Annotated in this window: 15 protein-coding genes and 3 pseudogenes; 13 read left to right on the top strand and 5 right to left on the bottom strand. The window is 34.7% G+C overall.

The genetic code is table 11. The features are described 5' to 3' along the window. Positions 1–31 precede the first annotated feature (31 nt). From F985_RS13455 to F985_RS13430, 5 genes are all read left to right on the top strand, one after another. The gene (locus tag F985_RS13455; RefSeq protein WP_004701766.1) at positions 32–217 is read left to right on the top strand and encodes a hypothetical protein; all 186 of its coding nucleotides are present in this window, start codon (positions 32–34) and stop codon (positions 215–217) included. 87 nt (positions 218–304) lie between these two features. Continuing rightward, entirely contained in the window at positions 305–526 is a 222-nt protein-coding gene (locus tag F985_RS13450; RefSeq protein ID WP_077164232.1) for a hypothetical protein, read from the top strand. Positions 527–1,255: 729 nt separating this feature from the next. After that, a protein-coding gene (locus tag F985_RS13440) for an IS3 family transposase (protein WP_085945698.1) occupies positions 1,256–2,415 on the top strand; the annotation gives its coding sequence in 2 pieces (ribosomal slippage) (positions 1,256–1,490 and positions 1,490–2,415; 1,161 coding nt in all). 161 nt (positions 2,416–2,576) lie between these two features. Further along, the gene (locus F985_RS13435; protein WP_004701763.1) at positions 2,577–3,473 is read left to right on the top strand and encodes a LysR substrate-binding domain-containing protein; all 897 of its coding nucleotides are present in this window, start codon (positions 2,577–2,579) and stop codon (positions 3,471–3,473) included. A gap of 236 nt (positions 3,474–3,709) precedes the next feature. Then, positions 3,710–4,606 carry a LysR family transcriptional regulator gene (locus tag F985_RS13430; protein ID WP_004701761.1) on the top strand — a complete coding sequence of 299 codons (897 nt, stop codon included), beginning with the start codon at positions 3,710–3,712 and terminating at the stop codon, positions 4,604–4,606. Between the two features lie 61 nt (positions 4,607–4,667). Here the strand turns inward: F985_RS13430 and F985_RS13425 are convergent, their stop codons facing one another. From F985_RS13425 to F985_RS13410, 4 genes and pseudogenes are all read right to left on the bottom strand, one after another. Next, positions 4,668–5,840: a thiolase family protein gene (locus tag F985_RS13425; protein WP_004701759.1), complete on the bottom strand. Its 1,173-nt coding sequence runs from the start codon at positions 5,838–5,840 to the stop codon at positions 4,668–4,670. Between the two features lie 65 nt (positions 5,841–5,905). Further along, complete coding sequence (locus tag F985_RS13420) at positions 5,906–7,315, bottom strand: short-chain fatty acid transporter (protein WP_004701757.1); 1,410 nt, start codon at positions 7,313–7,315, stop codon at positions 5,906–5,908. Between the two features lie 115 nt (positions 7,316–7,430). Next, positions 7,431–7,775 (bottom strand): annotated as a pseudogene (locus F985_RS13415) (succinyl-CoA--3-ketoacid-CoA transferase); the annotation flags it as partial. A 28-nt stretch (positions 7,776–7,803) separates the two neighbouring features. Continuing rightward, complete coding sequence (locus F985_RS13410; protein ID WP_001223318.1) at positions 7,804–8,505, bottom strand: IS1-like element ISPa14 family transposase; 702 nt, start codon at positions 8,503–8,505, stop codon at positions 7,804–7,806. A gap of 380 nt (positions 8,506–8,885) precedes the next feature. Here F985_RS13410 and F985_RS13405 point away from each other — a divergent pair, with 380 nt between their 5' ends. The 6 genes and pseudogenes from F985_RS13405 (at position 8,886) to F985_RS13385 (ending at position 11,200) form a co-directional block, all read left to right on the top strand. Then, entirely contained in the window at positions 8,886–9,269 is a 384-nt protein-coding gene (locus F985_RS13405) for a VOC family protein (protein WP_004701754.1), read from the top strand. Continuing rightward, positions 9,262–9,516 (top strand): annotated as a pseudogene (locus F985_RS0104425) (hypothetical protein); the annotation flags it as partial. The gene F985_RS13405 and the pseudogene F985_RS0104425, both read left to right, overlap by 8 nt. Positions 9,517–9,524: 8 nt before the next feature. Next, entirely contained in the window at positions 9,525–9,716 is a 192-nt protein-coding gene (locus tag F985_RS13400) for a hypothetical protein (RefSeq protein ID WP_004701752.1), read from the top strand. 67 nt (positions 9,717–9,783) lie between these two features. Next, positions 9,784–10,083: a hypothetical protein gene (locus F985_RS13395; protein WP_004701751.1), complete on the top strand. Its 300-nt coding sequence runs from the start codon at positions 9,784–9,786 to the stop codon at positions 10,081–10,083. A gap of 216 nt (positions 10,084–10,299) precedes the next feature. Beyond that, positions 10,300–10,698 carry a hypothetical protein gene (locus tag F985_RS13390; RefSeq protein ID WP_004701748.1) on the top strand — a complete coding sequence of 133 codons (399 nt, stop codon included), beginning with the start codon at positions 10,300–10,302 and terminating at the stop codon, positions 10,696–10,698. An 88-nt stretch (positions 10,699–10,786) separates the two neighbouring features. Continuing rightward, complete coding sequence (locus tag F985_RS13385; protein WP_004701746.1) at positions 10,787–11,200, top strand: hypothetical protein; 414 nt, start codon at positions 10,787–10,789, stop codon at positions 11,198–11,200. A gap of 177 nt (positions 11,201–11,377) precedes the next feature. On the opposite strand, the gene F985_RS13380 is transcribed toward F985_RS13385, so the two are convergent. Further along, a complete protein-coding gene (locus tag F985_RS13380) occupies positions 11,378–11,674 on the bottom strand; it encodes a hypothetical protein (RefSeq protein ID WP_004701744.1) in 297 nt (98 codons plus the stop codon). Positions 11,675–11,783: 109 nt separating this feature from the next. Here F985_RS13380 and F985_RS13375 point away from each other — a divergent pair, with 109 nt between their 5' ends. Beyond that, the gene (locus F985_RS13375) at positions 11,784–12,221 is read left to right on the top strand and encodes a hypothetical protein (protein ID WP_004701740.1); all 438 of its coding nucleotides are present in this window, start codon (positions 11,784–11,786) and stop codon (positions 12,219–12,221) included. After that, a pseudogene (locus tag F985_RS13370) lies at positions 12,181–12,456 on the top strand (putative metallopeptidase); the annotation flags it as partial. The gene F985_RS13375 and the pseudogene F985_RS13370, both read left to right, overlap by 41 nt. Positions 12,457–12,515 lie beyond the last annotated feature (59 nt).

Genomic DNA, 12,515 nt, shown 5'->3' with positions numbered 1-12,515 from the left:
ATAATACAGAAAATTTTGATTTATTAAGTTTATGTTAAAAGTAACTGCTGGATTATTAATATTGGGAAGTTTTGCTTGCTATCTTCTTTGGGGCACTGAAGAAAAAGCTGAAACCAAAAGTTCACACATGCTTAAAGAGGCTGAGCAATCAATAAAAAATGCTGAGCTATCCATTCAAAAAGCAAAGCAAAATATTCCAACTGCATCGTATCGATGAGTTATAGCTTGAGATTGTTGTCTATTAAATAATCTCTTGATTCAAAATTATTGAGATGTAAGCGCTGTAAGAGACAAATGCATGAGAATGAAGTTTATTGCATATGACCCTAATTCTGGTGAAAAATTAAGCTTAAAAGAGCATGTTCATCACATGGATAAATATACAACTTATGTTTTTTTTAGCGATGAAAAAGACAACATGGTATTTAATCCACAAAAAAAACAAATATTTGAAATTAGTCAATATACTGCAAATATGATGGTTGAAATTTCAAGAAAATTATACTACTTGATTGGAGAGTATTAGTTTGCTTTGAATATCTCCTTTGTCCATAAAGTCATTATTGTGAATGATGACTTTATAAGTTCAAAATAAGCAAATCGATACTTTAGTATAATAGTCGGAATTGAATTTTCGCCTTATACTCTTTATAAATATTGTATGAAATACAATTAATTATTATCACTACATAGAACTTGGAAATAAGTTGTAGTAATTATTCATTAAATTTATTTTTACTTTATAAGCTATTGTAAGAGTAAATAAAAGATTCTTATTTCTTAGTGAAATAAAAATGGAAAATGTTGTTTAATCAGATTTTATGATTGCTCTTAAAGTTGAATAGTGTACTAATTTAATAGCATCAAAATTTAGTCAATAACTTAACAATGGGTTATTGAAACAGTTCATAGTCCGCATTCTTCCCCAAGGTGCGGACTTTTTTTATCCAAATTTTACTTCATTCCTGAAGCTATATTTTTTATAAAAAATGATTAAATAAAAGCCTATAGTTATTTCTAAAACTTATTTGGTTGAACTGAATTATTTATTTTTCTGATGTTCTTTTATTCATTGATTTCAAAAATTTTTTTTATTAGATCGTACTTATGTTCATCTCTTAACGTGTTAAAACAAAACCTATTATTCTCTTATCTTGTTTTCTATGTCAGAATTATTAAATACTGATCCTAGCCAAAATAATGGACAGTACTTCCCTCTAAAGATAACGTAACGTTAACTTTGGAGATCCAAGAAATGGCCAAACGTTTTAGTGCTGAATTTAAACAGCAAGCAATTGATTATGCACTTTCAAACTCACACGAGCCTATAGCTGCAATCGCCCAGAAATTAGGTGTGGGTTATTCAACTTTAGACAAATGGATTCGTGAAACCAATCCAGTGGGTTCAAGCAAACGTCAACTTTCACCAGAACAACAGCGGATCTTGGAATTAGAGAAAGAAGTCAAACAGCTCAAGGAAGCCAATGACATCTTAAAAAAAGCGCATGTGTACTTTCTAACAGATCATGCCAAGAAAAGTACACGGTAATTCAAGATCTAGATATGAATGAAGTCACGGTATCTTCTGCCTGTAAATACCTAGGTGTCAGCACTTCAGGCTATTATGCCTGGCGAAAACGTCAGGCCAATACGGTAGAGAAATATAATGATTTAAAAGCCGTATATTGGCAGCATCATGCACGATTGGGTGCACCTTCATTGGTACATGACATGCATGATTTAGGTTACAGCATGAGTGAACGCACTGTTGGAAGAATGCTGAAAAATCTGGGTTTACGCAGCAGGATTGCGCGTAAATACAAGCATACGACTGATTCAAACCATCGTTTGCCTACAGCACCCAATCTGTTAGAGCGTCAATTTACAGTCATTCAGCCTAACAAGGTTTGGACAACGGATATTACCTATATCCGTACCAAGCAAGGTTGGCTGTATTTATGTGTGATGCTGGATCTATTTAGTCGTCGTATCGTGGGGTGGCAAACCAGCCATCGAATAGACCGCCAGTTGGTGTGTGATACGTTTAACTATGCAATGGCTCGTCAGGGTTATCCAACTGGTGTTATGGTTCATTCGGACCAAGGTTCACAGTACTGTAGTCGTGATTTTAGAGCGCTGTTACTGACAAATGATTGTACTCAGAGTATGTCTAGACGTGGAAACTGTTGGGATAATGCAGTGACTGAAAGCTTCTTTCATACATTGAAAGGTCATGTGGTCCATGGCAGTGTGTTTGCCACTCGAAAAGAAGCGAATGCTGTCTTGTTTGACTATATTGAGATTTATTACAATCGGGTCAGAAGACATTCTGCAAATGGCTGGTTAAGCCCTGAAGCCTTTGAGAAGAAATATTTTAAGAATTTAGAGGGATTTGTTGTCCACGATACTGTCTAGGATCATACTTCATTTTCATAGTTTGGCATTGTCCAATCTTTTCTCGCATTTTTGCAGGTACTCCCTATGTTTTATCATTTTTATTCATCTCTACATTTATTCATACGACTTCCCAAAAATATCAATTAATAAAATTATAAATATAAAAGGGAATAGATAAGATGAATTTAGAAGTTCGCTGGGTAGAGGATCTCCTCACTCTAGAGCGTGAACGCTCAATTTCAAAAGCAGCAGAGAAAAGGTTCATTAGCCAATCTGCCTTTACTCGAAGAATTCAGCAAATTGAAGAAATGATTGGTGCTGAAGTCATTATTAGAAACAATAAGAACAATATCGAATTTACAGACATTGGACGAATTTTGTTGGTAATGTCTAAAAATATTGAAAAGCAAGTCGAGGAGACCGCAAAACTCATTAAAAATATTAAAAATGAAAGTGAATCTACTATTCGTTTTTGTGTTGTTCACTCACTAGCTTCAGGTTTTTTAACAACATTTTTAAAGAAATTTCCTACTCTTATTCGTGATTTAAAAATTGAAATTGTCGCAACGAATAGTGGAGAAGGCCTGTCTTTGTTAAAAGAAGGTGCCTGTGATTTCATGATTTGCTATGCAGATAAAAGCAATATTAGAAAAGTTGGAGATGATATTTTAAGTGGTATTAAAATTGCCGAGACAGTTATTGTTCCTGTTTCTGCTACAGAACCTGACCATAGCCCTAAACATACAATAAAAAGTAATTTTGCATTGCTTGCTTATAGCAAACATGCTTACTTAAGAAAACTGGTAGACCAACTGATAGAAGGTAAACTTGTTTATAAAACGTTATATGAAACGGACAATGCAACTAACTTAAAAGAACTGGTTTTACAAGGTTTAGGGGTTGCATGGATTCCGAAAATTAACGTTGAAGAAGACCTTGCAGCTGGAAAATTAGTCATTTTAGATCAGCAAGAATATTGCCTTGCGCAAGATATTTATATCTTTAAAAATAATTTGAGCGATAATAAATCGGTACAACAAATATGGAATGGTTTTAAAGCCCAGCAAGAACAATAACGCATACTTATTCGCAAGATGAAGTACACGATATTTATATATAAATTAATCAAATAAGTAGATTATGCTTGGGTCTTTATGATGAAAGGCATGATAAAGCGTTGCCCCTCATCTAAGTTCTTTGCTAATTTAGAGTAAATTTCAATAAGTCAAAAGTAGGGTATAGGAATCTTTCTATCATTTATACCTGCTTTTGACTTATTTCACTGGATTATTGAGTCCAAGCGGAGACAATTTTGTTTGATCTAGACAGTAGATTATTAAATATTTTTTATCATATTTATCGGTTCAAAAGTGTTTCAATGGCTGCAGATGCTATTGGTTTAACACAGCCGAGTGTAAGTAACGGTCTAAACAAAATTCGCCAACATTTTAATGATCCTTTGTTTATTCGAGTTGGAAATGAAATGATTCCGACCGAACTTGCAAAGCAGATTTTTCCTCTGATTAGTGAAGTGATTGATAAAGTTGAAAGTATTAATAACTTTAATGTGAACTTTGATCCGCTAACGTCAGATCAGCTGTTTACCATTGCGATGACTGATGTATCACATTTGGTTTTATTGCCACAATTAACTAACTATTTAAAAGAAAAAGCACCTCTCATTCGTTTAAATATTAGACCGATTACGCCAGAAACCAGCTATCAAATGGCAAATGGTGAAATTGATTTGGCGATAGGTTTCTTGCCACAATTAGAAGAAGGTTTTTATCAGCAGAAGTTTTTCCGTCAACACTATGTCGTGATTAGCTCGAAAAGCCATCCGCGTTTAGATCCAAATAGTTTTACTCTAGAAGATTACATGCGTGAATATCATATCGATATTGATGCAGGTATTGGGCATTATCACATTAAAAATGAGCTACAAAATAAAGGGTTGGATCGAAATATTTTAATTCGCTTACCAAGTTACTTAGGTGTAGGTTTAGTTGTTCAGGAAACAGATGCGATTGCCACTGTTCCATATTATTTAAGCCAAGTTTTATTGGTTAGAGAGAACTTACAAATTTTACCTGCACCGCTTGATTTTCCAACTTATGATGTTAAGCAACATTGGCATATGTCTTGCCACCATAAGAGTAGTCATAAATGGTTCCGTCAAACTTGCTATGAGCTATTTAAAACAGCTTAAGAATTTTATTTATAAAAAAGAAGATGTAAGGAAAGTCCTTACATCTTCTTTTATTTTTTAATTAGATTTCAATTGCAACAGCAGTTGCTTCACCGCCACCAATACATAGGGCTGCAACACCTTTCTTTTTACCTAAGCGTTTTAATGCATAAATGAGAGAAAGAATAATTCTTGAACCTGTAGCGCCAATTGGATGACCTAACGCACAAGCGCCACCATGTACGTTAACTTTTGCTTCATCTATTCCTAGCTCATGAATTGGTGCCATTGCCACCATTGCAAAAGCTTCATTAATTTCCCAAGCATCTACTTCGTCAACAGACCAGCCAGCGCGCTCAAGCACTTTTTGAATCGCACTAATTGGAGCAATTGTAAATTCGCTTGGATGCTGCGAGTGAGTAGACGTTGCAACAATTTTTGCTAAGGTATTTAAACCATGAGACTGTGCATATTCTTCAGTAGTAAGTACTAACGCAGCAGCACCGTCAGAAATTGAGCTTGAGTTCGCTGCTGTAATTGTACCATCTTTACTAAAAGCGGGACGTAGAGTCGGAATTTTCTCAAGATTTGCTTTTAATGGTTGCTCATCTTGATCAACAACTTCCACACCTTTACGAGTTTTTACTTCAACAGGAACAATCTCTTCTTTGAAATAACCTTCTGTAATGGCAGTTTGCGCTTTTTTAAGTGAAGAAATCGCAAAGTTATCCATTTGCTCACGGGTAAAGCCTTTGGTGTTTGCCATGTCTTGAGCAAAAGAACCCATTAAACGGCCTGTTTCAGCATCTTCAAGGCCATCTAAAAACATGTGGTCCTTAATTTCGCCGTGGCCCATACGGTAACCACCGCGAGCTTTCGGCAAAATATAAGGTGCATTGGTCATAGATTCCATGCCGCCAGCCACAATAATATTGGCACTGCCTGCTTTTAAGGTATCCGATGCCATTAATACAGCTTTCATCGCAGAGCCGCAAAGCTTGTTTATGGTCACAGCTCCGACATGATCAGGTACACCAGCTTTACGCATAGCTTGGCGAGCAGGGCCTTGACCAATACCTGCACTGAGTACGCAACCGAAAATAACTTCATCTACTTGTTCAGGTTTAACACCTGCACGTTGGATCGATTCACGGATGACAGCAGCGCCAAGATCTGGAGCGGTTAGAGAAGATAAACTACCCTGAAAACCACCCATTGCCGTACGGCTACCTGAAACTATAACTATTGAACTCATCTTAATATCTCTTATTGGTGTTTTTGCTAAATTTGCCTTTAGCCTAAACCAAAGGCGCCACTAAATTAAAAAGTTGGAGGGGTATAGCTGAGTGTTCTTCCAAAGAACCACAGCAAGAATAAAACTAATGGAAAATGCACAACGAGCTGAGTGACTGTAAACCCAATCACATCTTTTGCTTTTAGTTTTAAAATGCCTAACATTGGAAGCATAAAAAATGGATTGATTAAGTTTGGTAAAGCTTCGGCTGCATTATAAATTTGTACAGACCAGCCCAAATGAACCTTTAAATCATTTGCTGCTTGCATAACATATGGGGCTTCAATAATCCATTTTCCACCACCTGACGGTACAAAGAATCCAAGTACAGCAGAGTAAACTCCCATCACAATCGCAAAGGTTTCTTTTGATGCGATTGAAACAAAAAACTCGGCAACATAATGAGACAGCGATAAATCCTGACTGTTTAAAGCTTGCGTCATAATAAATGCAATACTTCCATACAGAGGGAACTGAATTAAGATTCCTGATACGGCTGGAACTGCCTTTGCAACAGCATTTAAGAAGTTTCGAGGCGTGCCATGCAACGCTAGACCAAGCATTAAAAAAACAAAGTTGTATGTGTTTAAACTTGAAATCGCAATGATTGGATTGCTTTTTGAAAATTCAAAAAACATCCAGATTAAGCCTAAAGCCACTACAATAATCGTTAAAATAGGTGAGTTTTCTAACCAATCGCCTGGGCGTGTTGATTTTTCCTCATGTGGCTTGTCTTCTTCAAACTGCACATCAAAACTATCAATCGTTTTAACACTATTGCCTTTTGGAGCTGAAAAATATGCAATCGCGATTGAAACAATCACCAAAATAATGGTCATCGCAATTGATTGCCAAAGGAAAATCGTTTCAGTAAATGGAATAACACCAGTTAGGTTGTAAATTGACTCAGGTAAGCTACTTTTATTTGCCTGAAGCTGTGCTGCTGAAGAACTGATTCCTAGTGCCCAAGTCGCCCCCATACCAATGATTGCTGCCGCAGCTGCTGCACGGTAATCCATATTCAGCTCTTTACGTTTAGCTAATGCAATCACTAAAAGCGCTGTAAGGATTGTACTAACAGCCCAATTGACCAGTGAAATTAATAAGCTGACAGTTGCTACCAAAACAATGGCACCGCGACCAGAGCTTGGAATACGTGCCATTTTTTGGATGAGGTATTTGACGGGCTTAGATACAGAAACGACATAACCTACAATAATGAGCATCGTCATTTGCAGGGTAAATGGAATAAGACTCCAGAAACCATTACCAAATGAAGTCGCTACATCATGGATTGGGGCGCCAATACTCAAAGCAGCAATAGACACAATAATGACGCCAAGCAAAGCAAAAATATATGAATCAGGAAACCATTTTTCAGACCAGTCACTAATCCGAAGAGCAAATCTTTCAAAAATTCCTTGCTGTTTTTCCATAGCTGAAAAATCCTTCTCGTTCTTATTTATAAACAGCACATCCGGTGCTTAAAAGGGCTAAGACTCAAGCTCACTTTCTAACTTGAGTCTTGTACAGCTAACTAAATCTTAGAATTTACGCGACTAACGTTTTATAAAACTCGACACCTGTAGCGGCTTGAATTTGTTCAAGCGTGACATCTTTAGCAAGTTCAATCAGCTCTACGCCTTGTGGGGTAATATCCATTACACCCAAGTCAGTAATGACTCGATGAACTACGCCTTTACCTGTTAAAGGTAAACTACAGTTTTTTACGATTTTTGGTGTACCATCTTTTGCACAATGTTCCATAAGCACTACAACTTTTTGGACACCAACAACCAAGTCCATTGCGCCGCCCATACCTTTGACTTTCTTACCTGGAATCATCCAGTTGGCTAAGTCACCATTTTCAGAAACCTCCATTGCACCTAAAATTGCAGGTGGTGTTTCAAAAAGTATGCTGACATTAAATGAAGCCATTATTGATGTAAAAAAAGGTTAAGTCGAAAGCTTTAAAATGGTTTTCAATCTTTTTTGAAAAATTACAACTCCTTCTAAAACCACGCCTAATTCGATGCCTTATTTTGCAATTATTACCTTCAATACCTACAGTAAAAAATTTACCAATACTTTGCTTGCAGTTTTTAAAAGCAGTTATGAAACTGTCCCAATGATCACTTGCAATTCGGGTGTAGTGAATACCTAATTGTTTAAGCTTTGTTTTCAATCGTTGAACTGTAGCTAAGTCTCTTTTACCCCAAACATAAGCAACAATCTCACCTGTTTCTCGATGGTAGGCGTAAATAAGCCATTGTTTATTATTTTTATTTCCCACAAAAGTCCAAAACTCATCAACTTCAAGAGACTCATAATGACTTTGTTTAGGCTGAATTTGGTAGGTCGATTCGGTTAAAGTACGTAAAACTTTACCGATACTGATTCGCTCAACTTCAGCGATATCTCGTATACCACTACCTCTGACCATCAACTGTAATATTTTTCGAGTAATGCCTGAATTACATCCTAGATAGCTCAGAGCATGGTCACCAATAAACTGACGTTTACAGTCTTTGCACTGATAGTTTTGTTTCCCATCTACTTTGATGCCATTTTTCTTTATACTGTCACTGAGGCAGGTTGGACATTTGATTTCTAGAGTTATTCGCATTTCTCTATTTTATCAAAATTCAACCTGCTTTGTTTCAGCATACTTTTTGAAACACCACCAAAAATTAATTGAAAAGAATGTTGAGAAGCTTCTGAGTAAATAAATTTTAGAACATTTAAGCCTCGCATTGGCGAGGTTTTTTTTGTCGGAATATTTAAACATTCTCTAGGCAATTTTTTCTAAAATTTCTTCTAAAAGAAATAGTAATAATTATTTTTAAAAACTCAGAAAATAAATTATGCATGATTGACGTGATGATAGTGATAAGAGGATCCTTAAAATATTTAGGCATAAATTAGCAAGAAAATAATTAATGTTTAAAAAATGAATTATTTCAAGTATAAAAGAATCTATTACTTTATAAAAATGAGTTATTAAAAATGTCTCCTATCAAAGTACTTTTTGTTGCTGGATTTGGACCAATTACAAGAGTTAATGAAGAGAGTAAAGCACACTATCAAGACACATTAAACCTTCCAATAAAAGCGATGGAAGGTAATGAATCTTATATGAGTACAGAAGATGGCGAGCTGGGCGGTGTAAAACACTTTGCACTGTGGCCATTACATCAAGCAGCAGAGTCCTGCTTTGGTCGAAAGGAATGGCCCGAGGAGTTTACTGTTCCTCAAAGTTGGATTGAGTTTGAAGTTGAGGATATTAATCAAGCTTCAGCTCATATGATTTCTAAAGGATATCAACTACTGGTAAATAATCGTTTAGAAATATGGGGGCAGTCAGTTACTCGCTTTTTAAGTCGGTGTTAAGCTCCTTGATTTGCTTGAAAATCTAACTATTCCATTAGATCAAGATAAGAAAAATGCAATAACGAATTACCATACCAATAATTTTTTTGGTCATGTAACTGGTTTGGCATATGAGATTCCTCTTTATACAAAAGAAGATGAAAAACAAAAAGCTGCTACAGATTTTGGTTTGAGAATTGAAAGAATTTGTACAAAGGATAAGACGGCATTATTTGCTCCTCCGCAATTTCAGACTTTTGAGGAATAATTAATCTAATGCAAAATCAAAATGAACAGATTAATATGATTGAGCAATTAGATACCGAAAACGAGCAAAAGCAAGAAAACTCGGTGCTTAATTCTGTGAATCCTGATCTAGTTGAAGTAAAAGATTTAATTGTAGAAATCGGAAAAGATATAGCTGATTTTGCGTCATCTATTTTTGATAACATCGATATCAATTTTTAACCTAAGAACTCGTTAATAGTGAGTTTTTATATGTTATAAAAAGATTTCCCATAATAAGGAGATCGAAGTGGAACTTACGAAAATTCAGGCAACAATAGATCGAGAATATGATCTCTTTGTAAATTCACATAAATTTAAAACGTATCAGCATGATAAAGAAAAGCAAGCTAGATTTTTAGACAATGCATTAACAACATTGAGATATCCTCATACAGACATCATTATTTTAGGTGGTGGTAGATATAAAGTTGTAGGTCATCATGATCTAAATGTTGATATAGATCTATTCCAAGCTCCGTCTTTCGTATCAAAGCAAGCCTTTAATACTTGGTTGGCCAATATCCTATTTCAACATTTATATTCTTAAAATATATTGTAAATACATATTTTAATTTGTATTATCAGTATCAAATACTGCGCTGAAAGTTTTTTTTATGGCCCGTTTCTATTTGGAAGCGGGTTTTTAATGTTTATGTTTTTACTTGCCGGACATATCAGCACAATAAAGCCCTGCTAAATATAGATTATTGGCGGGGCTTTTGGTTTATAATTCATATCCAATAAATTTTTAACAGTAATATCAATGAAGTTATTTTCAATTTTCCTTTTTATTATTATTTGTAGTTCAACATGTCTGCATGCTGAAAAACTAGGCAAAGAGAAAATTGAAGTTTATGCAAAATTGATGGAAAATTATCGAATTGCTGATCAAAATTTAATAAATTACATAAGTGAAATTCACACGATAGGACAAGCTAATTTTAAAGATCAAATGAAGTTGGCTGATCTTTACTGTGAACTAGGGAAGTCACAAAAACCCCTAATAGAATTTATGAAGTTAAATAAAGCATTTTTTGGATTGAAAGATGAGGAAGTGATAACTCTTTTTCCACCTGAACGACAAAAATTACTTGAAGAATTGGAAGAAGTAAAAGATACACCCTATGAATGTGATAAGCAGAGTTATAAACACTTACTGTAATGATTTTAAAAATTATTTGTTTTAAAACTATTTCCTCTTTAGCGATATACTTTACCAATAAATTTATCTCCTTATAGTGTTGATTAATATGAAATTGCATTTAGCAATAAGTTTGTTACTTTTGGGACTTGTTTCATCTCAGGCATATCCAAAATCAAAATTAGAGTTTTTAACAGAGGCCAGTGAGCTATTTGATGCACGTGCAGATGCTATCAATAGATTTCAAGCATTGGGAATGCTTTCAGAGAAAAGACAACTTAATTTTAAAGAGCAGTTGGAACTTACAAATTCAGTTTGTGATCTTGCTAAGGCAAATGAGCAGATTAAAAAATTTTATGATGATAATTTTGAACAATCTCAAGAATTAGCAAAAGAGAAAACCACTCGTGAACAATTGAATCTGGAATTAGAAAAAGAAAATCAGTCTTATCTTGATATTGCTAAACAATTAACTGGTACTCCTTATGAGTGCGGTAAGCAGAATTATAAGAAGTTACTGTGATACTTTTTGATATTTAATAACCACCTTTGAGGTGGTTTTTTTATTGGACTTAATTTATGAAAAACGAAGTTGGCTTTCATTTTCCTGATTGTCGGAATAGATAAGACCGTTTTTTAAATATGGTTAACTGTTTGAGCTAATTTAAGTATTTAGGTTTAATATGTTATACCATGTTCTTCAATTTTTTTCCATATAAAAATCAATTAATTCCTTATTAGCTTCATAGTCTTCTAAAGCGGGGTCTTCAATCCAAACAACTGTGCCCCAAAGATTTTTATATAATCCAAATAAGGCTAATCTAGCTCCTGTATAGCCTAATTTTCTAAACTCAGAGTCAAGGTAAGGAACGATCTGTTCAAAGCCTTTATATGTGTAATCGTTTAATTCATTATGAAAACAACTACCATTTTTGATGAAATTTTCATATATAGCAACTACTTGTTCAGGTGTGGGATATTCAACATGCAATTCCATATTTTGTTACTCTATAAAATTATAATTCTTTAATACATATAGCAGAGTATATTGTATAAATAAATATTTAATGTAAATAATTTCTTATAATAAAAAGGCGTGGATAATTATGGAAATTAACCAATACAACAGCTTTACAAAAAAGAAGCCAATTAAATTAAAACCAAGAACAAGACCACTACCTAAGGCTAAACAAAATTATCTAGAAGCTGAAGAAACATTATTTCAAGAATTAGAAGAGCATCGAATTGGTTATCGAAGAAAATTTCAATTTGAATCAACTAAAAATTGGCGATTTGATTTTTATATTGTGAAGTTGAAACTTCTTATGGAAATTGCTGGCAGTCCTTGGGCCGTTGGTCGCGGTCGCACAAAGATAGCAAATTTACTAAGCAAACATGATCTAGCTCTAGATAGGGGTTATGTATTTGAATGTCTAGAGCCTCATCAAATTGAATCAGGTTATGCAATCAACTGGATTAAAAGCGAAGGAGCGAGAATTGAAGATGGATCAGATCAGACCATTTCCTCCACAGGACTTGATTGATAAAGCCGAAGAGGAGGAAGCAATTAGACTAGCTCCAGCACCTGACTTAATGAATTGGTTTATTACAAACTTTTTAATTATTGGTGGACTGCTACATAACCCCGATCAGGATCATATTGCTGAACTACTTCATGACAATGAAGAGTTTTTAGCTTGTGTATGGGCTTCATCTGCGTGCGTAGCTAAAAAATGCATGGTTCTAGGTCAGTGTGAAAAGGTGAGATTTATGGCGGGTTTTTCTTTATGTGACTTTTAGTAACCAGTTTGTTAAATTGGCGAACTTTATAACAATTG

The organism is Acinetobacter seifertii, from assembly GCF_000368065.1.
In the GTDB taxonomy this organism is placed as follows: Bacteria; Pseudomonadota; Gammaproteobacteria; order Pseudomonadales; family Moraxellaceae; genus Acinetobacter; species Acinetobacter seifertii.
Note: the sequence above shows the minus strand (reverse complement) of the source record. Positions and strands in the feature narration are given on the sequence as shown.